This window comes from Xenorhabdus mauleonii, from assembly GCF_900113945.1.
GTDB classification, from domain to species: Bacteria; Pseudomonadota; Gammaproteobacteria; order Enterobacterales; family Enterobacteriaceae; genus Xenorhabdus; species Xenorhabdus mauleonii.
This window is the reverse complement of sequence record NZ_FORG01000003.1, coordinates 226,082-250,328: the sequence shown is the minus strand read 5'-3', so window position 1 is coordinate 250,328 and position 24,247 is coordinate 226,082. Positions and strand designations below refer to the sequence as shown.

The following is a 24,247-nucleotide window of genomic DNA, read 5'->3' as shown; positions in this document are numbered from 1 at the left end:
GTTCCCAAAATATTTTCCGAATTGTAACCCATGAAATGATTACTGGCGGAAAACAAAGGGAAAGTCAATTTTGGGCAGGATGCCTGAAATTTACAATGTGGGTGGAGTAACAGGGCATTCTGATTAATGTCTGACTTCGGGAGTGGGAAATGAATTCTTTTCTGCGCTGGTGTTATGTTGCGGCTATTTTTCTCCTTGTGGGATGTGGCAGCACTGGGTGGCGTAAAAATGAAGTTATTGCTATTCCGTTACAGCCAACATTGCAACAAGAGGTTATCTTGGCTCGTATGGAGCAAATACTTGCGAGTCGCTCACTTACGGAAGATGAGTACGCACAGCTTTTATATGAGCGAGGTGTGCTGTATGATAGTCTCGGGCTGAGGGCACTGGCACAGAATGATTTTTCGGTGGCTTTGTCTATTCGCCCTGATATTCCTGAGATTTTTAATTATCTGGGAATTTATTTTACGCAGGCAGGCAATTTTGATTCTGCCTATGAAGCGTTTGATTCTGTTTTAGAGCTTGATCCAACTTACAACTACGCGCGAATGAATCGCGGCATTGCTCTGTATTACGGCGGCCGCTATCGATTGGCGCAGGATGATCTGCAGGCGTTTTATCAAGACGATCCAAATGATCCCTTCCGTTCGTTGTGGTTGTACCTTGTGGAAGAAAAAATTGATCCTAAGGTTGCAATGACTAACTTGTCACATCGTATTGACAAAGCGAACCGGGGGCTATGGGGCTGGAATATCGTTGAATTCTATTTGGGCAAAATCAGTGAGAAAACATTGATGGAGCGTTTGAAACAGAGTTCAACAGATAACACTTCGCTCGCTGAGCATCTCAGTGAAACTGACTTCTATTTAGGTAAGCATTACCTAAGTCTGGGGGATGAGGATAGCGCATCTGCGTTATTCAAGCTGACGGTAGCTAACAACGTTCATAACTTTGTTGAGCACCGCTATGCATTGTTGGAATTGGCATTATTGGGCCAAAGACAAGATGACTTATCGGAATCGAACCAACAATAGCTGACGAACATTTTCACGACAGATTTTAAAGTCCACACCTTCAAGGGTGAGGGCTTGTTTGTTCGTTTAATAACATAATTTGAGCCAGTTCACATTTTAAATGAAAATGACAGAAATTCTTTTCACTGTGTTATGTAGACTGGCCGCCACGATTAATGAGGCACCATTACATGACCACTGAGACTGAAATCTCTTTTGCTGATTTAGGATTATCGGCACCTATTCTTTCTGCACTGGGAGACATGGGCTACGAAAAGCCTTCTCCTATTCAACAACAGTGTATTCCTCACCTGCTGAATGGCCGTGACGTATTGGGCATGGCACAGACTGGTAGTGGTAAAACTGCGGCATTCAGTTTGCCTTTGCTGCATAACATTGATGCTGAACTTAAAGCTCCACAGATCCTTGTGTTGGCACCAACCCGTGAACTGGCGGTACAGGTTGCTGAAGCATGTTCAGATTTTTCCAAACACATGCGTAATGTGAATGTTGTCGCTCTTTATGGTGGACAGCGTTACGACGTTCAATTGCGTGCCCTGCGCCAGGGGCCACAAGTTGTGGTAGGAACACCAGGCCGTTTGCTTGACCATCTGAAACGCGGAACTTTGGATCTGTCCAACCTGAAAGGTTTGGTATTGGATGAAGCCGACGAAATGTTGCGTATGGGCTTTATCGAAGATGTTGAAAACATCATGAGCCAAATCCCTGCTGAACACCAGACTGCGCTGTTCTCGGCAACTATGCCAGAAGCGATTCGCCGTATTACGCGTCGTTTCATGAATGATCCACAAGAAGTTCGCATTCAGAGCAGCGTTACAAACCGTCCTGACATTAGCCAGAGCTACTGGTCTGTTTACGGTATGCGCAAAAACGAAGCGCTGGTACGTTTCCTTGAAGCAGAAGATTTTGATGCTGCTATCATTTTCGTACGTACCAAAAATGCAACGCTGGAAGTGGCAGAAACGCTGGAGCGTAACGGCTATAACTCTGCGGCGCTGAATGGTGATATGAACCAGGCTTTGCGTGAGCAGACACTTGAGCGTTTGAAAGACGGCCGTTTGGATATTCTGATCGCGACAGACGTTGCTGCGCGTGGTCTGGATGTTGAGCGCATTAGCCTGGTTGTCAACTATGACATCCCAATGGATGCAGAATCTTATGTACACCGTATTGGTCGTACAGGCCGTGCAGGTCGCGCGGGTCGTGCTCTGTTGTTCGTTGAAAACCGTGAACGCCGTTTGCTGCGTAACATCGAACGCACGATGAAACTGACCATTCCAGAAGTTGAACTGCCGAATGCGGAACTGCTGGGCCAGCGTCGTCTGGAAAAATTTGCTACCAATGTCCAGCAACAACTGGAAAGCAGCGACTTGGATCAATACCGTGCCCTGTTGTCTAAATTGGGTACGCATGAAGAGCTGGACATGGAAACACTGGCCGCAGCCCTGCTGAAAATGGCACAAGGTGAGCGTCCATTGATCCTGCCACCAGATCCAGTCCGTCGTCCTCGCCGTGAATTCAACGACCGTGACGACCGTCGCCGTAACAGCAATGGTTTCGGTGAGCGTGATCGCGGTGACCGCGGTGATCGCAGTGACAGAGGTGATCGTCCACGCCGTGAACGTCGTGACGTGGGTGATATGGAACTGTACCGCATTGAAGTGGGCCGTGATGATGGTGTTGAAGTGCGTCACATCGTGGGTGCCATTGCGAATGAAGGCGATATCAGCAGCCGTTATATCGGCAATATCAAACTGTTTGCAACTCACTCTACGATTGAACTGCCAAAAGGAATGCCAGGCGAATTACTGTCTCACTTTACCCGTACTCGCATCCTGAACAAGCCTCTGAACATGCAGTTGATGGGCGATGCACAACCATTCGAACGCCGTGAGCGTCGTGGTGGTGGTGGCCGCAATGGAAACGGCAACGGTGGCAATGGTCATCGCCGTGACCGCGATAATGCTGGCAATGGCGGTCGTCGTTTTAACAACGAACGTCGTGGTGGCGGTGAGCGTGGTTCTTTCCGTGGTCGCAACAACGATGATTCCAATGGCGGAGCAACACGTCGCCGTCAGCAACAGCCACAAGGCAATGGTAACGTTTAATCCATCGTTTATTGTTGGCTGAGGCATCATACGTGCGTCAACAACACATAATATGTTGAAAGATTAAATTGAAATAAGCCCTTTCTCTGAACAGGAGAAAGGGCTTTCATTTTCTTGGATGGAATAGTAAGGTTTCCATGCAGGGATATTTTTTATCCGGCATCGTTCAAGTTGTAGCCTTGTTGGCTTCATCACTATGTTATGTTTGAAACGGTTATTTTCGAACCGGTTATTTTCAAACACTATTTTCTAAAACTGCAATTTCTTATAACTGCGCTCCAGATACTGTTTTTATAAATTTATCGCTATCGGTATCTATGCTGTTGATGGAGCTTCCCTTTGCCGTCGTACTGCAACTCGAACCCCATTGATTGGATTTAACTCAATTGATCTTGAAGGAAAATCAGAACCTCAAGCTGTGACGTGAAATTTGCATTCACTCGAGGTGTTCCCATGTTTAAGAAATATCGCCAGCCCCAGTCATTGTTAAATAACATTTTGACAGATCAAGAGAAAAATGACATTGCAGGTACGACGTTCAGAGATCGTTACCGCCATTTAGTGGCAACAAAAACCAATGATAAAATGATAAACACGGGGAAGTTTTGGAGGCGGAAACGGAACCTTTCCCTGCCAACATTATCAAAAACAAACCTTGATGAACTAAAGGCAAGATTAAATCCGTTAACGATAGAGGAGAGAGATTTCTACCGGCGGTTGTTAGGTGCTGATTTTTACGCTGTTCACGCGACAAATAGCCAAGATGTTATGAACCGCCAAGCAGATTTGGTTTTATTTTCCAGGAAAAAATTGATCGCAAAAAATATTCCATTTCCGGAAGAAAACACAAACCGCCATGATATAGACATGATTGCAAGTGACGATAATGTATTTTTCTCATTGGAAATTGGTCTTAAACCCAGCAAAAATCCGATAGATGGCAAAGGCAGCCGATTCGGAAATACGTTATATAAAATTCCTTTCACCAATTCTATTTTTGATTTTTCATCCATGGCTCTTTTGGATCTACTCACATTGGAGACCCCATCCTGTCAAATAGGCGGATTAAGTCGCGAGGGGCTGCGAACTCTAAGCATGCGTTTCTATTTATACAAACGCCATTCACTCTGCTTTTATAGCCGAAAAGATATTCTAAACGGACTGGCTTTATCAATTATAGAGGTAGCCAGAGAATTAAACGCGGAAGATCAAAAGGTTATTCTAAGTGCCAGTTCAGATGACGAATTTAACGACATTCTTCGCGGACTGTTTAGAGTCGAAATTAAAGTACCGAATATGGTGGGGGTGGTATTTGGGCAGTATTTTAGATTTCATTATGGAGCCCGTAGATAGAGGCACTCACGGGATGATAAGAAGCAATATCATTAAATGGTCGCCAATATGCGCAAACTGGCGTCAGTATGCGCCAGTTTGTAGTTATTAGTGGCCTTTAGGTCTTTTGGGGCTGGATTGCAATTTTTCTTTGATTTCGATATCTGAAAGTAAGCGCTCACCTTGATGAATCACCATTTTCTTTAGAATACATCTGAAACCACCATGAGTAACTTCCAGTAAAACACGCTCTTCTACAGAACACAGGCCTCCTTCACTTTGATCCAAAGGATGAATAACAACTCGATGGCTCCTGTCTAAAAGCCTTCTTAGCCCTTTACGGAAACCATGTTGATTAACTAATGTAGCCAACTGAGATGTTGCGTTATAAAAGTCACCAACCAGCAAACGTGAGGTACTGAAATTGCCTTTAATCTCTAGCTCTTTTTGTGTCTTAAGGTCTTTCAGAATCATGTGGTTTGTTTTTATTTTGAAATAAAAATCTGCCAAGAATATCTCCTTTGTTTAATTTAGCCCCAATTCTTCTTTCAGTGGCCGTAAATAGCGGCGACTGACCGGAATACGCTCATCATTACTTAGAACCAACTCAGCCTGACCACTTTCTCCGAAAACAATTTCCCGCAAATGGGTCATATTGACCAGATATTGACGGTGACTGCGGGTTAATGGCGTTCTGTTCTCCAGCGTTCTCAGCGTTAACTCAGTAAAACCTTCCTGCCCGCTGGTGCTCATTGCATACACACCACTCAAGCGAGAAGTGACATACAGGACATCATCCAACGGCACCAACCATATTCGGCTGTGCCCTGTACAAGGAATATATTTCAGGTGCTCATCTTCGCGCTGTAATTCCGCCAGATTTTGCTTTTGATAACCAGAGCGCAGCCGCTGCAATGTTTTGTCCAAACGTTCTTTTTCCAGCGGCTTCAATAAATAATCAAATGCGTGCTCTTCAAAGGCCTGTATCGCATATTCATCGAATGCTGTCAGAAAAACAATATGAGGACGATGCTCAGGATCGAGCATACCGACCATTTCCAGCCCGGTAATGCGGGGCATTTGAATATCGAGGAAAACGACATCCGGTTTCAGTCGATGGATGGCGCCAATCGCTTCTACGGCGTTGGCACATTCACCAATGATTTGAATATCCGTTTCTTCTTCCAGTAGGCAATGTAGATTCTCGCGAGCCAGCGGCTCATCATCAACAATCAATACATTCATATTTACGCCGCCTTTTCAGCCTCTTTTTCTAATGGTAAACGTAAAATGACACGGGTAAATTCTTCTGATTGGCAATTAACACTGATGCCATACTGCTTACCATAACGAAGCTGTAAACGTTTATCTACCAGACTCATCCCAAGTCCATCTCCTGCTTGTTTGGGGCAATAAAGTCCCGCATTGTCTTCTATTTCCACTATGAGCAAACTGTCTTCCTGATAGGCTCTGATGGTAATTCTTCCTGTATCGAGCAACTGTGAAGTACCGTGTTTAATGGCATTCTCTACCATGGGTTGCAGGGAAAATGCTGGCAATTTTGCCGAGCGCAGGGATTCGGGTATCTCTATGGTGATTTGAAGATGCTCACGAAAACGGGCTTTCTCAATTTGTAAGTAAGCATTTACATGCTCTATTTCATTTTCCAGCGTGGCAATTTCTTCCGGTCGCTTCAAATTCTTACGGAAGAATGTTGAAATATACTGCACCAGTTGGCCTGCCTGCTGTTTATCCCGCCGGATCACTGCCTGTAATGTGTTTAGGGCATTAAATAAAAAGTGAGGATTCACTTGCGCGTGAAGCAGCTTCACCTCTGATTGCAGCAAAGACTGTTTATTACGTTCATACTGCCCGGCAAGAATTTGGGCAGAGAGCAAACTGGCAATTCCTTCACCCAGTGTGCGGTTGATTGAGCTGAATAAACGATTTTTAGCCTCGTAAAGTTTGATGCTGCCGATCACCTGCTGATTTTCTCCCCGTAAAGGGATCACTAGCGCGGAGCCAAGTTTACACGTTGGGTCAAGAGAGCAGCAGTAAGGCGTCTCATTACCATCAGCATACACGACTTCATTGTTTTCAATGGCTCGGCGGGATTGCTCCGAAGCAATGGGCGTGCCGGGCAAATGATGGTCGGAGCCAATACCGATAAACGCCAGTAATTTTTCTCTGTCCGTGATAGCAACGGCACCGATTTCCAATTCCTGATAAATGACTTTTGCTACACGCATACTGTTATCTTCATTGAATCCCTTACGCAGTATCCCCTCCGTGCAGACCGCGATTTTCAGCGCTTGGGCAGAAAAAGCGCTGGTATATTTTTCGAAAATAGCCCGTCTATCCAACAGAATGCGAATAAACATAGCCGAGCCAATACTATTGGCGATAATCATGGGGGCGGCGATATTTTTCACCAAACTCAGCGCTTCATCGAAAGGCGTTGCCAGTAGCAAAATAATGCCCATTTGGGCACATTCAGCGAAGAAAGTAACAATGGCGGCTGTCCACGGATTCAATAAATTATTAATTCTCCCGCGTTTCATCAGGTAATTATGTACCAGACCGCCCAATACGCCCTCGACAATAGTGGATACCATACAACTGAACGCTGTCATTCCTCCGAGGGAATAACGGTGTAACCCTCCGGTAAATCCTACCATTGCGCCTACCGTCGGCCCGCCGAGAAAGCCACCCAGTACTGCACCGATAGCACGGGTATTTGCGATTGAATCATTAACATTCAGCCCGAAATAGGTGCCCATAATGCAAAAAATGGAAAAAATAACGTAACACATCAACTTGTGAGGCAAGCGACCGGTCACTTGCAGCAAGGGGATGAATAGTGGTGTTTTACTCAGCAGCCAGGCGATCACCAGATAGACACACATCTGCTGCAGCAATAACAACACGAGGTTAAATTCGTACATATTTTTATTGAGTGATTAATATATTGATTCAGCCATTATCAAAGGTGGAATTTAGCCTCGTCAATAGGGCATTGCCTCACAGGGCGAGCAAGCCGTTAGTAGCAAATGGCCGGGGGGTAAATGATTGGCAATGAATTGAACAAGATTGAGTGGAGAGAAATTACCCGCCCGGATGGAGGCGGATAATTTCGTCAGTTATTTTCGCTAACCGCCAATAAACAGATTATTGCTTACAGGCAACATAATCGGTGACATCTTCGTCAATGATATGCGCGTATCCGTCGCTGATGTTCACTGAATAATGGGCATTTTTTCCTTTATCGTTAATTCCCGGTGTTGAAGTACGATAAGAGCGGCCTTGTGGCCAGCCGAATTGCTCATGAATTCTGTTTTCAGAATAGGCTTGGTACAGATTATGAAAATCGTCTTTTGTCGGGACAGTGGTGTTTGTCAGCCCGCAGAACCACTTGGCACCTGTATTCATGCGGCGTGGCCATATTTCACCGTACTCAGTAAAAATGGTTTCATGCCTGTGTTCCTGATTCTTTATCAGCTCGGCTTCCAGTACTGGACGTCTCAAAGTGATGCCATTAACGGTGATGGTGTCCGCCATATGTCCCCAAAAGTTTGCGACTGATACGTCGGGGCTGGTTGCAACCGTAAAAGTCGCATCTCTTGATTCGGATGAGACAGTGCCATCAGCCGAGATAGACATCGTCGTTTTTACCCCAAGTCCAAACGGATCGGCTACGCGGACAGAAAGTACACCTTGATCACCCGTATAATCTTGGGTTTCTCCAAGATCATCATTGAGCAATAGAGTTATTTTTTCACTGTGCTCTTGGCGGTTCAATGCTTTGATGGCCTTGATTCTGGTTGCTACATTTTTGACTGGCTGCCCGTGATTGAATGTCTGTATTTTCAGGGTAATTGGGTCGTCCCTTTTGGCCTTGTCGGCGCTCATCGTGATCGTCATTTTATCGGCAAGCCCTCTGACAGTGCCGTTTTTTCCGCCATCATGGGTGTAATTGCCTTGTTCGGCGCTCATTCCGGTATCAACAACCTTCGTATTTCCGATGATCCCAAGTGCATTCTGGGCCTGTACCGCAATCTCTTTCACCGTTCCTGCGTCTTCCAGAGTCAGGGTATAGTCAGGAAGTTTACCCGATTCAGTGATCGTATGGCCTTTGGTGATGTCAGTATGCCCTTTATTGCCCCATATATAGCGGGATTTATCTGTTGTATCGCCATGATTGGCGTTAAAGGTATAAGTGGCACTCAATTTCTGCCCCATTTCTAACTTACCAACGAGGGTCAGATTTTTGACAAGGGGGGCATCAGGATGCACGAACAAAATTTCAACGGGTTTGATGGTAATGCCATCGACTTGTGGCGTAATTTTCAGTACCCCGACTTTTTTACCCGCGACTAATTGGGATTCATAGATACCCGGCTGGGTTTCTTTCATGCTTTCAATCTTGGGCGCGTTGCCTTCCCCGCTTAATTCATTAGTGAGCAATTTGATATTCGAGGCAATACCGCTGATTGGTTTGTTATCCTTATTTTTCAACGTCAGGATCAAACGGGTGGTGGAATGACCATCCGCGGCCATCTCCGGATCTTTCGCGATGAAAGTCGATTGATTGACACTGATTTCTGCGGGAAGCACCTGAACTTGCATTTCCATTTGTTTGGAAGCATTACCGCGTTCATCATAAGCAATGGCACCGACGGTATAACTGTTATTGCCGTGATATTGGTATCTCGGCAGAGTCAGCAGATAGTGTGTACCGCCCTGATGAACGATTTCACCGCCGTTGGCAACCAGACTGGCTTTGTTCCATTGGATATTTTTAAATCCATACTTGCTGTTTACTGTAACATTCAGAGGCTTAGTCTCACCGTCATGGCCAATAACCAGATTGTCCATGGCTAAAGAGATCACTTCACGCTTGCGGTACTCCAGCACAATCTGATTATTGCGATCAACCAGATCATAGCGACTACCTTGCAGCGTGCGTTTAAACGTCACGGCCTGCGGATCAATCTGTTTTGACCACGGTGTACTGATTTCATAATTCAATTCCATATTGAACCGGGTTTCTCCGCTACCGGACATATCTTGCCTGCGGTCAACGCCGAAAGTCAGTAATGGAATAGGGGTATACTTGATTCCGGCGGTAAATGCAGCTGCGTTTTTACTGCGGTGATCTTTATTGATTAACCCAACCTCATCACCAAAGTATTGCTCATACACCAGCTTTCCACCGAGTTGTGGATATGCGGGTAAGTAACCTTGCGCTCTCAGATCGAATCCGTTGGCCGGACGCTCATCATAATCAGTCAGCAGGTGGGATTCTTTCCAATTACTCAGGCGAAAATAGCCGTTTGCACTCAGCTTCAGATAATTGCGGGCATATTCTGCACCGAGACCAAAGCGCGAGTTATCACCGGTGATATCATGATCGATAAAAACGTTATATCCCAACATCCAATCGTGGAATAAATGGCGTTTCCCGAAGCCAATATTGACGGTATTGCGCTTATCGATACGGCGTAATCCGAATTGGGTAAAAGTGATTTGGCCGGGAGTGTCATACAGGGGCAGCAACATATCAAATTGGCTGCCATTCAGGCGGCCGTGGTTATCGATATTGGCCTGTATACGTGCTGTACCATAGCGCCCCAACCAATCTTGAATTTGCTGGTTTGCTTCGCCGATAGCTAGATTGCTTAACTCCCCGGCAGCATTTTTCTCCGTATTTTCATTGGCTAACAAGCTGCCAACACGAGAAACGACTTCGGCCAAACGGCGGGGGTTTTCATCCGTTGCGGCTGCTTGTTCTGATGAGGAATAGTTGAAAGGCAGGAATTTATTCTTTCGAGGTTGTGGCACATCAATTTCACTGCCAGCCCCAAGTTTTATAAAAGGTTTATCAAAGACACGTTGTTGATTAATTTTTCTCAGATCATTCACTGTCAGCCCGTAACGTGCCGCGACGCTACCAACCGTTTCCCCGGATTTCAGAAGATAAGGCTCTGTTGGTATTGCCCACTCTCCATTTTTATTTTGAAAAATTGTGTGTGTTTTAGCCGCGGCGATAGAGGGAGTGAGTGCACTAGCAACTGGAAACGCAAGCTGGGTGAAAATGTTTACCCAAGCTACACGTTTCAGCAGGATTTGCTGGTTTTGCAACCACTGCTTATCGAATTTTTTGTTCATAATTGTAAACCTGTAACAATCAAAAAACATCAAGCGATAACCAGCATCAAACCTATCCATTTCAGGATATTACCTGTTGTTTATAGCTGGTCATGAGTCATGTAATCAGGAGGAACGACATCAGGTAATGACGGAATTAAAAATGACAACACGTCATTGCCCGATCAGAGATATCTCAAAGCAGTTAAAAAATTTTGTAGTATGGTAATGTCCAGACTATTGATCTGAATTTTGTTCTTTGAGAGGTTTTTTATTCCAGCATAAAATCATTTAACGATCAATATAACTTTTGTTATAAATCATTTTGAACAAATAAAAGAGTGGAGGAAAAAATAGGCTTGGTGGAATAAGATATTATATAAGAAATTAAAATATGTTTTATTTCATTAGTTAAGTAAAAACAAATAGTTATCATTTTCTTTTATATTATCTATATATCGTCAAACCAACCGGAATAAGATTTGTATAAAATATAAAAAAATATGATGTATTTACGCATTTTGTCGAGTCCTATTATTTCTCTCTTTTGTTTGTGTTTCCCTTTTCTTATTCCTGTCATCATTGATGCAATAATGTACAGTCATTAATCACATAACACTATTGCAATACTAATTTTTATCATAAATGGCTATTTGTAATTGATGAATTATTTTTCACAGATCAAAAAGTGATCTATTAATGGCGTTAAGAATTTATTATGTAAGGTTGGCACTACTGTTCATCATGCTTTACAACCAGTTAATATGTTTTTTGTGATTTAGATGTTGTTTATATCCTGCAAATTTGCATATAGGTCATATAATTAATAAGGCATAAATATTTTATGTCATAGGCCAAAAAATGATCGCAACAACATTATTAACAGATATTTTTCTGTCAGGGGAAATCTTATTGCTGCAAGAGTAATAGACACATCGATATTCTTATCAAGTTAGTATTTTGTTCAAACATAAAGTATGAAATTGGAGTAGTGCTGGGTTCGTTTTATTGGAGATTGTCATGAGAAAATACATCACACAAGACGAATGGACGCGTGTTTTTGCTGTATTAACATTAAATAATTCTGTAAATAAAGAACGCGATCAGTGTTTGTTATACTTAACCTATATTCATGGCCTGCGTGTGAGTGAGTTGACTGCATTAAAAGTCTCCGATATCGATATCACAGGAAGAAGCATTTATATAAAGCGATTAAAAAACGGTTTTTCGACGACACATCCCATCTCAACAACGGAAAGAAGCCTTATTTTAAAATGGTTGCAAGTCAGAAATTGCAACTCAGTATACCTGTCTTCTCCGTGGCTATTTCCTTCGCGCAAAGGAGGAAGATTATCCCGTCAGTGGGTACATGTATTAATGGGGCGGTATGGCGAAAAGGCGGGGTTATCCATCAAGTTGCACCCACATAAATTGCGGCATTCCTGCGGGTTCGAATTGGCTAACCAAGGGCTGGATACACGCCTTATTCAGGATTATCTGGGGCACCGAAATATACGTCATACCATGCATTATACTGCGAGTAATCCAGAACGCTTCCAGAAGGCCTGGCAGCGTAAGCAGAAGCTGAAAATAGAAGGTAATGCATACTTTATCTCTTAATGGCTGGCTTATATGAAAGATGGCTATTGCAGCCTCGACGCCATTCGAAACCATAGGGTATACGCTTTTCTTTACAATGATGCCAAATGCTGTTGGTAAATTACACCTAGCTTTTGGGCAACATAGCTTTTGGATAACATGGTTTATGAATAATACGGTTTTTGAATAACGCTATTTTTGAATAACACCATGTTTGGATAGAATAAATATTCGGTCAATTAATCAAAATTAAACCGGAGAGATCACTGTATCTATCCGGTTTTTTTATTTATTCCATCAAGGTATCGGAATATTATAAAACTGAATAAGATGATTTTTATACCGAGAGTTTTTATTTCTATATGCAATTATTGGTTTGTTATTATTATAGTATGTTATTTAAATTGAACTCAAACGCGAAATAAAATGAAGTCAAATAAGGTATAAATGCCCCTATATTCCCTAATGAAAATACAATGAAACCTTAATAACAAAAATGCTGGTTAGAATGGGTAATAAAGGAATGTCACACTCAAATATCTTAAAAAAATTAATATATAAAATATCATCGTTAATTGTTGTGAAATTTTAATGTGAAATTTTTCTTCATAATCGTTTGTTGATCTCGCCTTGAAGCTGCCATTCCATATCTTGCGCAAATCTATTTCTTGAAAAGAATGACATTAGCGTTAATATGTATTAATTGGTAATAATTAGATAACCAATAATTCTAGTTGATTATCATGATAACCAGATGTTTTAATTCAGCAATTAATTCGATTTTCTGCCTATTTCACTTCTCAATATCAGAAGAATATCAAAATTACTTAACTGATTTTTTGTTGTTTACTATTTCAAATTGACGTGATGATATATTAATCATTGTGGTTTTACGAAATATAATTCTGTAATTTGCATTTACCAGTGCTCCATTTAAGATTAATTATCTTATATATTATTTAAGGTGATATTTATAGCTAACATTCGGGCGATTTGCCGGATGGCTGCTAAAATTGAGGTGCGGTTAAGGTTTACACGCTTTAGTGTTGTGTTCGTGTACTTCAATGGGAAACTTTATTTTTTCAGTGATCAGGCGCACGGATTTCTAAAAAGAATCTTGCTTAGTAGTGTCACACTACGCCGTTATTTTTTACAACCCGTCAATTTTATAGAGAACCTTGACCTGACAGTATTCTTGGGGCTTACAGAACATAATGAAGAAAAGAACACTTTTCACAATATTGCTAATCATCTTCCTGATCGCGATGGCGGTGCTTTTTCACTCTAAAAATCAAGAGTTGTTATTGCAGGGAGAAGTTGATGCGCCAGAAGTCATCGTTGCTTCAAAAGCCTCTGGTCGGGTTACCCAGCTCCATGTTAATCGGGGTGATGATATTAAAGCCGGGCAACTGATGGTGAGTCTTGACAGCCCTGAACTGGCAGCCAAAGTTGCCGCCGCGCAGGCGGCCCGTGATCAGGTAAAGGCAAAACTCGAGTTGTCTTTGCATGGAACACGTGAAGAAAGTCTCCGCAATCTGGAATCCATTCTTGCACAAGCTCAATCGGAATATAAAAACGCACAACGTGAATATGAGCGCCTCAGTAATGTCTCGTCTAAAGGTTATGTCTCCGCCAGTCAGTTGGACAATGCGCGCAATGCGCGGGATATTGCCTATCAGAAAATGCAAGGGGCGAAAGCAGAGCTGGATGCCGGAAAAAATGGCGATCGCATTGAGTTGCGGCAACAGTATCGGGCTGCTTTGAATGAAGCGAGCGAAAAGCTGCAAGAATTGAAAATCCAGCACGATGATTTACAAGTCAAGGCGCCTGTTGATGGAGAAGTCGGGCCGTTGCCCGCAGAGGTTGGCCAGCTCTTTAATGCCAATAGCCCTCTGGCGACACTGGTTCGCATTCCGCAGGCTTATTTTGTCTATAACTTGCGCGAAGATATTCTGGCAAAAGTGCGCAAGGGCGACAAAATTGAACTGAGTGTACCAGCATTGGGCAATAAAAAAATTGAAGCGGAAATCCGTTATATCGCGCCAATGGGGGATTATGCGACCAAACGCGCAACCCGCGCGACGGGGGATTTTGACCTGAGAACGTTTGAGATCAGGTTATACCCATTGCAACCCATTGATGGATTACGTCCCGGCATGAGTGCCTTGTGGGTCTGGGATAAGTAAGGTGGCGGTCTGATGAACAAAAAAGCTGCATGGATCAGTTTCGAACAGGCATTTACACGAGAAGTCAGGGCTGCGCTTCGCAGCCCGATTTTTCACTGGCTGGGTTGGCTGTTTCCTTTGTTGCTGTTTATCCTCATCAATGCAAACTTTTCAGAAGGAACATTGTTAAACCTGCCCGTTTCAGTGGTGGATAATGATCAAAGTACGCTATCACGTACGTTGAGCCGTAATTTGAATGCCGCACCTCATGCGGATATCAAATATTATGATAATAGCTTGTCAAAATCTTTGGAGCGGCTGGGCAGTGCGCAGGATTATGCACTGCTGTATTTTCCTGAAAACTTTGAAAAAGACGCATTGAGCGGCAAACAGCCAACAGTGAGAATGTATTACAATGCGTTATTTTATGGGGCCGGCCGTTATTCCACCCAAGATTTCAGCGGGTTGATGGCGGAAGCAAATGCGAAATACCGTGCAATCATTGCGTCAGAAATCGGTCAGAAACTTCCTCCGCTGGCGAAAGCCACAATGTCTTATGACAGCTTGTTCAATGCCAGTGGCAGCTATATTTACTACCAACAATTTGCCGCGATCATCCACCTATTGCAGCTTTTTGTCGTGACATCGACCATTTATACGATGTCCAAAGACAAGCAGCTTCTGAAAACGAAATCGTTCGTAGGGGCATTATTGGGAAAACTGGTTCCTTATACCCTGATTTACACGTTGTTATTGATAGTCGAAATCACGGCAATGGTTGCTTTTTCTGATGCAAAAGTGACAGGCAACCCACTGTATATGCCGATTGTTGGGTTCTTCTATGTTATCGCGGCACAAAGCATCGGCTTGTTGCTGTTTACTTTTACCAGCAGTGCAATCACGGCTTACACCTTAATCGGGATGTTGGTCAGTATTGCAATGGCCTTTTCCGGCATGGTTGTACCTGAATTATCGATGGTATTACCGGCAAGGATCATTTCTAACCTTGAGCCATTGACGCACGCCTTGAATGCCATGTTCGACATCTTCCTGCGGGAAGTTTCACTGGGCGTTATCCTGCATGTTTGCCTGATATTGTCTATCTACCCGGCAGTCTGTGGGTTTTTAATCCGCAACCGTTTATGGGTACGATTAAACCAACCAGAAGGAGTTGCATGATGCCGGGTAATGAACAAGTCAATTGGAAGCTGTACTGGCAAACATTTCGCAATGTATTGTTGAGCATGCTGGAAAAACCCATGTGGCTATTGCTCATAGTTTCATTGGGCATAATGAGTTTGGTTTATGTTCGTCCTTCCCTATGGGATTTGCCGGTTGCGGTGATCGACCAGGACAATAGCCATGCGAGCCGGGCGCTGATTCGCCACATTGATTCGACGGCAAAAGTTGAAACCCGAAGCTATAGCAATCTAAATAACGCGCGTAGTGACATGTTGCAGCGAAAAATTTTCGCCATCATTATCATCCCCGTCAATTTTGAAAAGCGTCTGATTAATGGGCAAAATTTGACAGTGCCGGTGTACGGGGATGCCACGAACCGGCTTGCCAATGGGCAGATCCAACAGGATTTGGCGCTGGCTTATCAAGAGCTTTTATCTGAATACAACGGGGTATTGCTTTTGAAAGCAGGCTTTAGCGTGGAACAGGTAAAAATATTGCTGCAACCGATTAAGGGCGAAACCATTGGGTTATTTAATCCGGGAGTGAGTTATGCGGCGATAGTCTTTCCCGGTTTGCTGGTCATGTTGTTGCAGCATTCCTTATTGATTGCCTGTGTTCGCGTCAGCATTGCCGTACGAGGCGCTCCCAAGGGCAAGCCCCCCCTTCCTGTTTATTTGGGGGCGTTGTCTGCTTTGGTTCCCATCTGGCTGTTCTTATCCGTGATTTTCTTTGTCCTGTGGCCGTGGGTATTGGGATACCGGCAGGATGCGTCGATTCATATTGTGCTGCTGCTGACATTTCCATTCCTGCTGGCTGTGTTGGGATTGGGGAAATTGGTCACCGAGTGCTTGCGCAGTGTGGAAATGATTTACCTGACATTGGCTTTTATTACGACCCCCATTTTTTACATTTCAGGCACCATCTGGCCGATTCAATCGATGCCTGGTTGGGTAAAAGTGATTTCATCTTCTTTGCCATCCACTTGGGCGACAAAAGCGATCGCGGGAGTCAATCAGATGGGGATGCCGATATACAGTGTATTGCAGGATATTGGCATGATGCTGCTGCTTGGCGTGATATATATGTTCCTCGGCATTTTGATGGGAACGTTGCGTAACGGGGAAATGAGGGAAGTTACCCAGAGCATCAAACGCTTTTTTGCCAATAACAATAAACAGAAAACGCATACGGAGTAGTATTTTTCCCGCTGGTGGAGCTTTTTCTCCGTTAGTAGAAAAATAGCGAATATCAAAGTGGTTATCAGGGGAGTCGTTAACAGAGGAATCGTTAACAGTGGAAATAGTGTGTGCTATCCGGTCAGCCATGCGGCTATTTCCTATACTCCCGCATTTCCTGTACCCCGCAGTCCTTCACTGTATGTGTCAACGCCAAGAACAAACTTCCTGTGCCCATGCTCAAAAATTGTTTTAACTTTGTTTTGGCGCTTGCCGAAATGATTCAGACATCGATTTGGGCGTGGCAGGGATCTTCGTCCTTTAGAGCGAGGGGTATGTCAATCTGTAGACGTTTTGTTATGAGAGATTTATTATCGACTCTTGATGTAGGATCGGGAAATGTAGCAGGGTTTTGGCGGAATAGCGGATCGCTTTACACGAAAAGGAGGCCGCAGTGTTGAGTAATCGTTTGATAGTTCGGCAGAATGCCAATGAAAAAATCAGTTTCAGTGGTGATGCAAATGATTTCATCCTGATTGCTATCCGCAGAAAAGATCCTGATACACTGTTTTTTCAGCGTCACTTACGGATTGAAGGAAATACAGAATTGGGACTGCATGTGAAAAATCTGACGGATCTCATTGATATGAGATTTAGGCCATCCATTCTTCGCTTTGGTTTTTTACGTCTGGCTGAATTGATCAAAGCGGGACAGAAAGAGGGCGTTGATCAGCAAGATCGCGCATTATCGTCATGTTAATCAGGGTCGAAATTCCAGTCGATGCAATGGGGATTGACAGTTTATTGCGTCAATCTTTTGAGACATCGGCAGAAGCTGAGTTAGTTCAACAATTAAGAGAAGATGGCTTGTTGACACTGGGTATTGTTGCGACTGACGATGAAGGTCAAGTGATTGGTTATGCCGGCTTTACGCCAGTCGACATCAATGGCGAAGATCGTCAATGGGTTGGTCTCGCGCCATTGGCGGTGGCAGAACAATACCGTCATCGTGGGCTTGGTGAAAAATTGGTTTATGAAGGCTTAGATAGCCTGAATGAGTTTGGATATAGCGCAGTTGTTGTACTGGGAGAGCCGGAATATTACCTTCGTTTTGGCTTCAAGCCCGCCAGTGAATATCAGTTACATTGCCCGTGGCCTGATTGTGAGGAATATTTCCTGATTTATCCTTTGGCTGATTTCTCGCTGAAGGAATATCAAGGTCTGGTTACGTATCCAACTCAATTTGAGGCTCTCTGGTAGCCGTCTGAGTGATGATTGCTTGAGAACTCACTGAGTGAGTGAAAAACTTCTCAGATAAGCCAATTGCCATCAAGTAAGTCACTATACAGGGAGGCTGGTTCATGATCAGTCTCTCTTTTTGCTGCTTATTGAGCTGCTTCACACGGTACTCGGCTTTCGATGCCAGCCCCCGATCCTTAACCAAACATTGATAGACCAATGTCAATGGTCCCTTACCCCTGAGGGCTTTTGCGCCTTTCCCTGATTCATGTTGCATAAACCGACGAGAGATATCGGTAGTGATCCCGGTATAAACGGAACCGCTTTGTGTCCTGATTAGGTAAATATACCAATGGGAGTCTTTATTCATTATTTATTTTTAATAATTTATCACGATTTTATTGTGGATAAGGATTATCGATTATTCTGCTTAAGATTGAATTATCGATATCTTATCATGTAACCAGATGAATTATCTAAAAATATATATCATCAAACGAACGACGATAATTTATTTGTTCAAAATTACTGAAATAATATAGCAATAATTGCTAATTATCATTTTGGAAACAGGCGTATAACATGTACAACATCACGAGTTGATAAGCTCTATTTCAAGTATGAACAGAGGATCGAAAGATGAAAGTTGTAAAAAGTATCGTAGCTGTTTTAGCGTTAAGTGCTGTTTCATTTGGCTCATTGGCTGCTACAGAAGTTAAAGATGCTAAAGGCGACAAAATTGGTGTTGTCTCAGTTACTGGCGCAGAAACACTTGATACTCTGACGCAAAAGTTGTCCAAAAAAGCTGATGAAGCTGGGGCGAAATACTTCCGCATCGTTGCTGCTCATGGGCAAAATAACCTCAATGGTGTTGCTGAAATCTATAAATAATTTATAGTATTTCCGTACAACCCTCTTGGTGTATCTTGCTAAATTTAGAACACGAAGCCGGATAATATCCATTCGTGTTCTATAGCAGGTAAATAAAATAACGGTACGGAAATACATGGATTTAAGTAAAGAAATTTTAACTATCCGCCAGTATCTTGCTAAACAGCATGTCTTCACGCTTTGCACTTCTTCAACACAAGATTTATGGTGTGCCAGTTGTTTTTATGTCTTTGATGCTGATGGGATGGCATTCTGGTTTATGACTGAATCGGAAACCCGGCACGGTCAGATGATGCAAAACAATCCCATTGTTGCGGGTACTGTTGCAGGGCAAACACGCAACATTGCACAAATCAAAGGCATTCAATTCCGGGGCGAAGTCATTGCGTTGACAGGTGAAGCTGAAGCGACTGCCCGAAAGCGCTATTGCCGCCGGTTTCCGATCGCACTCAAGGCCAAATCTCCAATCTGGCAGCTCAATATCAATGAAATCAAAATGGTGAATAACACGCTGGGTTTTGGCAAAAAATTGCATTGGCAGCGTTGATGGCTCTGCCCGCCCAGTGAACGTAATGGGTTATTTTAAATAGTGAATAACCTGATTATGGCTACCCCGCCAGATTAACGAGGGATCATACAGTTTTTGCTCGAATTTCCCATCGACCACAACATGAAGATAATTGATGACCTCTTGTTGAGCTGCACTTAATTCACTGAGAACATAGCCTGTCCATAGCCAGATATCCTTATCTGGGCACTCTTCCTGAACACGTTTAACCAATTTCAGTATGCAAGGCACATTGCGAGGGTGCAGGGGATCTCCGCCAGATAATGATAAACCTTGCCGCTTAATGCGGCTGTCTTGCAAGTCAGTGATTATCTGATCTTCCATTGTCTGGGTGAAAGGCTGGCCTGAATCAAGCCGCCACGTGCTTTGGTTGTAACAGCCACGGCATTGATGCTCACAACCTGATACAAACAGCGTGCAACGGGTTCCGGGGCCATTGACGACATCAACCGGATAATATTGGTGATAATTCATGGCATCATCCTATTTCCCCATTGCCGAGATGCTTCACGCGGCGTTTCACTTCTTCTTGCTTGCCGGCGTTGAATGGGCGGGCATCGGGGCTGCCGAGATAGCCGCAAACCCGGCGAATCACTGAAACCTGGGCTGAGTCATGATTACCGCATTGGGGACAGGTGAATCCTTTGCTGGTACAGGCAAATTCTCCGGTAAATCCGCACAGATAACACTCATCAATTGGCGTGTTAGTACCATAGTAAGGCACGCGCGAATAGCTGTAGTCCCAGACATCTTCCAATGCTTTCAGGTTATGTTGCAGGTTGGGATACTCGCCGTAGCAAATAAAGCCCCCGTTTGCCAATGGAGGGTAAGGCGCTTCAAAATCCAGTTTATCGTAAGGATTGACCCGCTTTTCTACATCCAGATGGAAGCTGTTGGTGTAGTAGCCTTTATCGGTAACGCCCTGAATCACCCCAAATTCAGCCATGTCCAGACGGCAGAAACGGTCGCATAAATTCTCGCTTGGCGTGCTGTACAGACTGAATCCATAACCGGTTTCCTGTTTCCATTGCTCAACGGCCTTACGCAAATATTTAATGATAGCGATAGCTTTCTGCTGACGGCGTTCATCATCAAAAAGATGGATATGATTACCATATAACGCGTTTATCGTTTCGTGCAGGCCGATATAACCTAACGAAATAGAAGCCCGGCCATGTTTGAAAATCCCGGCAATATTGTCATCGGCCTTCAGGCGTACACCGCAGGCACCTTCCATATAAAGGATCGGAGCAACACGGGCTTTTGTATTTTCGAGGCGATCAATGCGGGTCATCAGCGCTTTTTTGGCGATAGACAGCCGTTGATCCAAAATTGACCAAAATTCCGCTTCCTGGCCTTTGGCTTCGAGTGCAATGCGGGGCAAATTCAGGCTGATAACGCCTAAATTATTGCGACCTTCGTGAATTTGCTGACCATTTTCTTCATAAGCGCTGAGAAAACTGCGACATCCCATCGGGGTTTTAAACGAACCTGTGACTTGGACGACTTGATCATAATTAAGAATATCGGGATACATGCGTTTACTGGCACACTCCAATGCCAATAATTTAATGTCATAGTGAGGATCGCCAAATCGATGATTCAACCCATCCCGAATGGCAAAAACCAGTTTAGGAAAAACGGCCGTCTTGCGGTTTTTCCCCAATCCGGCAATCCGGTTGCGCAGGATAGAAACTTGAATCAGGCGGGATTCTTTTGACGTCCCCAACCCAAGCCCAAAAGTAACAAATGGGGTTTGCCCATTGGCGGTATGGAGTGTATTCACCTCATACTCCAGAGATTGAAACGCGTCATAACACTCTTTTTCGGTGCGGGCATCTGCATAGGCAGCCGGATCTGCAATTTTCCATTCTTCGGCAATGGCGAGATGCTTGTCATAACTGGCTTTGACAAAGGGCGCGAGAACTTCATCAATGCGGTTAATCGTTGTACCACCATAAATATGGCTGGCAACTTGCGCGATAATCTGGGCGGTCACTGCGGTTGCTGTAGAAATGGATTTAGGTGGTTCAATCTCTGCATTGCCCATTTTAAAGCCGTTGGTCAGCATGCCTTGCAAATCGATCAACATGCAATTGAACATGGGGAAAAAAGGGGCGTAATCCAGATCATGATAGTGAATTTCGCCTTTTTCATGCGCCAGAACCACATCGTGTGGCAGCATGTGTTGCTTGGCATACTGCCTGGCGACGATCCCCGCCAATAAATCGCGTTGTGTTGGGATCACTTTGCTGTCTTTATTCGCATTTTCATTGAGCAGGGAGACATTATTTTGCTCGATCAAACCACGAATTTCCTGATCTAACCGATCATGCCATTTATCGGAATTCACAATAGGCTCCTCAATATGATATCCACAGGCGCAAATGACATGAGTGATCGCTTTTTGTGGGGTGTGGATAATCTTGTGTATAAATACCATATATGGTGTGTTTTGTGTATTTAAACACAATATATAGATTATTTGAGCGAATATACAAATGACAAAGTTGATCTAAGACAAAGAAAATGATGGTTGTCTGACAGGGAGGTAAAGGCAGGCTGGAAATAATAACCCTGACAGAGAAACTATCAGGGCTGGGCATTATCATGATAAAAAATTATCAAGACTAATCTTAACCGTAATTAAAAGCCTTGTTGCAAACTAGCTGCGGACGGCGATAGCTTCGATCTCGATTTTCACATCTTTTGGCAGACGGGCCACTTCAACACAAGAGCGGGCAGGGAATGGCGCATTATGTTCATTGAAGAAGGCTTCATAAACACCATTCACGGCCGTAAAGTCATTTAAATCTTTGACAAATACTGTCGTTTTGACGATATCAGCCACTTTCAGGCCAGATTGCTCGATGATAGCTTTAACATTTTCCAAAGATTGACGCGCCTGAGCCGTAACTTCTTCTGGGATCGCCCCGGTTTTTGGATCAACAGGGATCTGGCCGGAAGTGATAACCATACTGCCCAGATCAACACCCTGAACATAAGGGCCGATTGCTGCTGGTGCATTTTCGGTATGAATAGAACGTGACATTAGAAACTCCTGTTTAACGTCTGGATTGAAAATCTTGTGAGATAGCCAGTTATTATAGTGATCCCAAGTTTTGCATCAAATGATACTGGACATGCATTAAATGGCTTGAAACGTTTTTTTAATCGTTTTTAATGACAGCCTGACGGTCGAACTCTTTTTCGCAATATTTACAGCGTAGCACCACATCATCTTTGGCAGATACGACATGAAAACTGCTTTCGACCGGCTCATTGTGACTGATGCAATTGCTGTTCGGGCAGACAAGAATACTGTCGATTTGCTCTGGCAGGTTGATGGGCATTTTTTTAACGACCACATAATTTTCAATGTTATTAATAGTGGCATGCGGAGCGTACATCGCGAGTTGATTTGCTTGCTGCTCGGTCAGGAAAGTGTTTTCAATCTTGATGAGATCCTTTCTGCCCAAATGGTTGGAAGGCAAATTCAAACCGATGGTAATACGTTGATCTGTTTCTGTGAGTTTGAATAAAGATAATAATTTAAAGCCGACATGTGCAGGAATATGATCGATAACGGTGCCACATTTAATGGCTTCTACTTGTAATTGATGGTCTTGGGTCATGTTGTGTTACGAATACCTTCTCGGTATTCCTCCTCCAAATATTAGGGGATCAGAAAATCTGACTTATTTTGTCACAGACTATTTGGCATTTCATCTGATTAACTCTTTAACTCAAAAGATGATTTAACTTATTGAAAAAACATGCGTAAAATCCGTTGTTTTACACCAGTGTTGTCAATATGTAATGGTGTTGTTGTTTGAGTGGCTTATATCCAATAAATCTAAATGCTAGGTTTAAATAGTTAGGCCTAACAATGTGGCAATAACGCTGCAACTTAAAAGATGAAGGGTGTCTATTTAATAGTTAATAACAATATGCGGTTTAAGATACAGCTTAAAATGTAATTTAAGATTCTGCGTAAGGTTAAATCTATTGCCGCTTATTTTTGAAAATATCGCTGTAAAGGAAGATTCTGTGGAAAAAATCATGACAGGGGCAGTAAAAGGTGTCGATTGGCCAACCATTAACAAAATTCCCATTGAAGAATGCCATGAACCTTTAGAAACAATTATTGATAAAGATAAACTAAAACAGAAAGCGGCTTATTTTCAGTCGGGAGTCAAAGGGGCTGTTGAGTCTTGTAAGGTGAGAAAGAGTGTGGCAGAAAAACTCATCATGGCATCACAGCTATTACCCGCACATCTAGGGATTTTGGTATTGGATGGCTGGCGTTCACGGGAAGCCCAGCAAGCATTGCAAGATCAAATGCAGGCCGAGATTGCACTTGAATATGCTCACCTGCCTCCCGAAGAGCAGCAGCGAATGTTGCAGAAATTCGTGGCTCCGGCTTCAGCGGATGTTGTTCAAGTCAGCCCTCATCTAACGGGGGGCGCTGTGGATGTGACCCTTTTTGATATGGAATCTGGGCAAGCTCTGTTTTTGGGAACTGAATTCGATGAAGTGAGCGAGCTTTCTTATACTGCGGCATTAGAAGCCGATCCTGAAAGGTATATGCCGGCTACGCAATATCGTCGATTGTTATATAGTGTTATGACACAGGTTGGATTTAGTAGTTTACCCACTGAATGGTGGCACTATGATTATGGTAATTCCCTGTGGGCATTCTATAAAAATGAAACAGCTATTTATGGCGCGATAGATGGAATAACCAATCAAGAATAAGTTATTTTACCCATGATCAAGCGGGTTGATACCCGCTTTGTGAATATCA

General features: G+C 43.5%; 19 protein-coding genes and 2 pseudogenes. 12 read left to right on the top strand and 9 right to left on the bottom strand.

From position 1 onward, the window contains the following. The first annotated feature begins 149 nt into the window (after positions 1-149). From nlpI to BM100_RS04180, 3 genes are all read left to right on the top strand, one after another. Positions 150-1,034, top strand: coding sequence for a lipoprotein NlpI (nlpI, locus tag BM100_RS04190; RefSeq protein WP_092508239.1), 885 nt, complete (start codon positions 150-152; stop codon positions 1,032-1,034). A gap of 170 nt (positions 1,035-1,204) precedes the next feature. Then, positions 1,205-3,142, top strand: coding sequence for a DEAD/DEAH family ATP-dependent RNA helicase (locus BM100_RS04185; protein WP_092508237.1), 1,938 nt, complete (start codon positions 1,205-1,207; stop codon positions 3,140-3,142). Between the two features lie 453 nt (positions 3,143-3,595). Beyond that, positions 3,596-4,495, top strand: a complete 900-nt coding sequence (locus BM100_RS04180) for a hypothetical protein (protein ID WP_092508235.1) — start codon at positions 3,596-3,598, stop codon at positions 4,493-4,495. Between the two features lie 87 nt (positions 4,496-4,582). On the opposite strand, the gene BM100_RS04175 is transcribed toward BM100_RS04180, so the two are convergent. The 4 genes from BM100_RS04175 to BM100_RS04160 all read right to left on the bottom strand — a co-directional run bounded on the left by BM100_RS04175 (position 4,583) and on the right by BM100_RS04160 (position 10,642). Beyond that, on the bottom strand, positions 4,583-4,984 hold the full coding sequence (locus BM100_RS04175; RefSeq protein ID WP_092508233.1) for a hypothetical protein: 402 nt from the start codon (positions 4,982-4,984) through the stop codon (positions 4,583-4,585). A 15-nt stretch (positions 4,985-4,999) separates the two neighbouring features. Then, positions 5,000-5,719, bottom strand: coding sequence for a two-component system response regulator BtsR (gene btsR, locus BM100_RS04170; protein WP_092508231.1), 720 nt, complete (start codon positions 5,717-5,719; stop codon positions 5,000-5,002). Positions 5,720-5,721: 2 nt separating this feature from the next. Beyond that, positions 5,722-7,419, bottom strand: coding sequence for a sensor histidine kinase (locus tag BM100_RS04165; protein WP_092508229.1), 1,698 nt, complete (start codon positions 7,417-7,419; stop codon positions 5,722-5,724). A 223-nt stretch (positions 7,420-7,642) separates the two neighbouring features. After that, positions 7,643-10,642 (bottom strand): inverse autotransporter beta domain-containing protein, encoded by a 3,000-nt coding sequence (locus tag BM100_RS04160; protein ID WP_092508499.1) that lies wholly within the window; start codon positions 10,640-10,642, stop codon positions 7,643-7,645. Between the two features lie 999 nt (positions 10,643-11,641). Between BM100_RS04160 and BM100_RS04155 the strand changes: the two genes are divergently transcribed. From BM100_RS04155 to BM100_RS04130, 6 genes and pseudogenes are all read left to right on the top strand, one after another. Beyond that, on the top strand, positions 11,642-12,241 hold the full coding sequence (locus tag BM100_RS04155; RefSeq protein WP_092508227.1) for a tyrosine-type recombinase/integrase: 600 nt from the start codon (positions 11,642-11,644) through the stop codon (positions 12,239-12,241). A gap of 1,193 nt (positions 12,242-13,434) precedes the next feature. Further along, positions 13,435-14,406: an HlyD family secretion protein gene (locus tag BM100_RS04150; protein ID WP_092508225.1), complete on the top strand. Its 972-nt coding sequence runs from the start codon at positions 13,435-13,437 to the stop codon at positions 14,404-14,406. A 12-nt stretch (positions 14,407-14,418) separates the two neighbouring features. Continuing rightward, positions 14,419-15,564, top strand: coding sequence for an ABC transporter permease (locus BM100_RS04145; RefSeq protein ID WP_092508223.1), 1,146 nt, complete (start codon positions 14,419-14,421; stop codon positions 15,562-15,564). Further along, entirely contained in the window at positions 15,561-16,763 is a 1,203-nt protein-coding gene (locus BM100_RS04140; protein WP_244590593.1) for an ABC transporter permease, read from the top strand. The genes BM100_RS04145 and BM100_RS04140 overlap by 4 nt, the downstream gene beginning before the upstream one ends. A 433-nt stretch (positions 16,764-17,196) precedes the next feature. Continuing rightward, positions 17,197-17,502 (top strand): annotated as a pseudogene (ubiT, locus tag BM100_RS04135) (ubiquinone anaerobic biosynthesis accessory factor UbiT); the annotation flags it as partial. After that, positions 17,496-18,002 (top strand): GNAT family N-acetyltransferase, encoded by a 507-nt coding sequence (locus tag BM100_RS04130; RefSeq protein ID WP_092508217.1) that lies wholly within the window; start codon positions 17,496-17,498, stop codon positions 18,000-18,002. The pseudogene ubiT and the gene BM100_RS04130, both read left to right, overlap by 7 nt. On the opposite strand, the gene BM100_RS04125 is transcribed toward BM100_RS04130, so the two are convergent. After that, complete coding sequence (locus BM100_RS04125; RefSeq protein WP_092508215.1) at positions 17,968-18,351, bottom strand: GIY-YIG nuclease family protein; 384 nt, start codon at positions 18,349-18,351, stop codon at positions 17,968-17,970. The two genes, BM100_RS04130 and BM100_RS04125, sit on opposite strands and share 35 nt — an antisense overlap. Positions 18,352-18,620: 269 nt before the next feature. Here BM100_RS04125 and bhsA point away from each other — a divergent pair, with 269 nt between their 5' ends. Together bhsA and BM100_RS04115 are read left to right on the top strand one after the other, a co-directional pair. Further along, positions 18,621-18,872 carry a multiple stress resistance protein BhsA gene (bhsA, locus tag BM100_RS04120; RefSeq protein WP_092508213.1) on the top strand — a complete coding sequence of 84 codons (252 nt, stop codon included), beginning with the start codon at positions 18,621-18,623 and terminating at the stop codon, positions 18,870-18,872. Positions 18,873-18,987: 115 nt separating this feature from the next. Continuing rightward, positions 18,988-19,419, top strand: coding sequence for a YhbP family protein (locus tag BM100_RS04115; protein ID WP_092508211.1), 432 nt, complete (start codon positions 18,988-18,990; stop codon positions 19,417-19,419). Between the two features lie 30 nt (positions 19,420-19,449). Here BM100_RS04115 and nrdG read toward each other — a convergent pair whose 3' ends face one another. The 4 genes and pseudogenes from nrdG to pyrI form a co-directional block, all read right to left on the bottom strand. Further along, positions 19,450-19,914 carry an anaerobic ribonucleoside-triphosphate reductase-activating protein gene (gene nrdG, locus BM100_RS04110; protein WP_092508209.1) on the bottom strand — a complete coding sequence of 155 codons (465 nt, stop codon included), beginning with the start codon at positions 19,912-19,914 and terminating at the stop codon, positions 19,450-19,452. A gap of 4 nt (positions 19,915-19,918) precedes the next feature. Beyond that, positions 19,919-21,769 (bottom strand): annotated as a pseudogene (gene nrdD, locus BM100_RS04105) (anaerobic ribonucleoside-triphosphate reductase); the annotation flags it as partial. 336 nt (positions 21,770-22,105) lie between these two features. Continuing rightward, a complete protein-coding gene (ridA, locus tag BM100_RS04100; protein ID WP_092508205.1) occupies positions 22,106-22,492 on the bottom strand; it encodes a 2-iminobutanoate/2-iminopropanoate deaminase in 387 nt (128 codons plus the stop codon). Between the two features lie 118 nt (positions 22,493-22,610). Continuing rightward, positions 22,611-23,075 carry an aspartate carbamoyltransferase regulatory subunit gene (gene pyrI / locus BM100_RS04095; protein WP_092508203.1) on the bottom strand — a complete coding sequence of 155 codons (465 nt, stop codon included), beginning with the start codon at positions 23,073-23,075 and terminating at the stop codon, positions 22,611-22,613. A gap of 415 nt (positions 23,076-23,490) precedes the next feature. Between pyrI and BM100_RS04090 the strand changes: the two genes are divergently transcribed. Beyond that, the gene (locus tag BM100_RS04090; protein WP_139216931.1) at positions 23,491-24,198 is read left to right on the top strand and encodes a M15 family metallopeptidase; all 708 of its coding nucleotides are present in this window, start codon (positions 23,491-23,493) and stop codon (positions 24,196-24,198) included. The last annotated feature ends 49 nt before the right edge of the window (positions 24,199-24,247 follow it).

What these genes read in the sequence shown, in the direction of transcription:
- BM100_RS04115 (WP_092508211.1), top strand. Translation starts at nt 18,988, where the DNA reads ATGGATTTAAGTAAAGAAATTTTAACTATCCGCCAGTATCTTGCTAAA.
- ridA (WP_092508205.1), bottom strand. Translation starts at nt 22,492, where the DNA reads ATGTCACGTTCTATTCATACCGAAAATGCACCAGCAGCAATCGGCCCT.
- nrdG (WP_092508209.1), bottom strand. Translation starts at nt 19,914, where the DNA reads ATGAATTATCACCAATATTATCCGGTTGATGTCGTCAATGGCCCCGGA.
- BM100_RS04180 (WP_092508235.1), top strand. Translation starts at nt 3,596, where the DNA reads ATGTTTAAGAAATATCGCCAGCCCCAGTCATTGTTAAATAACATTTTG.
- bhsA (WP_092508213.1), top strand. Translation starts at nt 18,621, where the DNA reads ATGAAAGTTGTAAAAAGTATCGTAGCTGTTTTAGCGTTAAGTGCTGTT.
- BM100_RS04185 (WP_092508237.1), top strand. Translation starts at nt 1,205, where the DNA reads ATGACCACTGAGACTGAAATCTCTTTTGCTGATTTAGGATTATCGGCA.
- BM100_RS04140 (WP_244590593.1), top strand. Translation starts at nt 15,561, where the DNA reads ATGATGCCGGGTAATGAACAAGTCAATTGGAAGCTGTACTGGCAAACA.
- BM100_RS04165 (WP_092508229.1), bottom strand. Translation starts at nt 7,419, where the DNA reads ATGTACGAATTTAACCTCGTGTTGTTATTGCTGCAGCAGATGTGTGTC.
- BM100_RS04125 (WP_092508215.1), bottom strand. Translation starts at nt 18,351, where the DNA reads ATGAATAAAGACTCCCATTGGTATATTTACCTAATCAGGACACAAAGC.
- BM100_RS04150 (WP_092508225.1), top strand. Translation starts at nt 13,435, where the DNA reads ATGAAGAAAAGAACACTTTTCACAATATTGCTAATCATCTTCCTGATC.
- BM100_RS04155 (WP_092508227.1), top strand. Translation starts at nt 11,642, where the DNA reads ATGAGAAAATACATCACACAAGACGAATGGACGCGTGTTTTTGCTGTA.
- BM100_RS04145 (WP_092508223.1), top strand. Translation starts at nt 14,419, where the DNA reads ATGAACAAAAAAGCTGCATGGATCAGTTTCGAACAGGCATTTACACGA.
- BM100_RS04160 (WP_092508499.1), bottom strand. Translation starts at nt 10,642, where the DNA reads ATGAACAAAAAATTCGATAAGCAGTGGTTGCAAAACCAGCAAATCCTG.
- btsR (WP_092508231.1), bottom strand. Translation starts at nt 5,719, where the DNA reads ATGAATGTATTGATTGTTGATGATGAGCCGCTGGCTCGCGAGAATCTA.
- nlpI (WP_092508239.1), top strand. Translation starts at nt 150, where the DNA reads ATGAATTCTTTTCTGCGCTGGTGTTATGTTGCGGCTATTTTTCTCCTT.
- pyrI (WP_092508203.1), bottom strand. Translation starts at nt 23,075, where the DNA reads ATGACCCAAGACCATCAATTACAAGTAGAAGCCATTAAATGTGGCACC.
- BM100_RS04130 (WP_092508217.1), top strand. Translation starts at nt 17,496, where the DNA reads ATGTTAATCAGGGTCGAAATTCCAGTCGATGCAATGGGGATTGACAGT.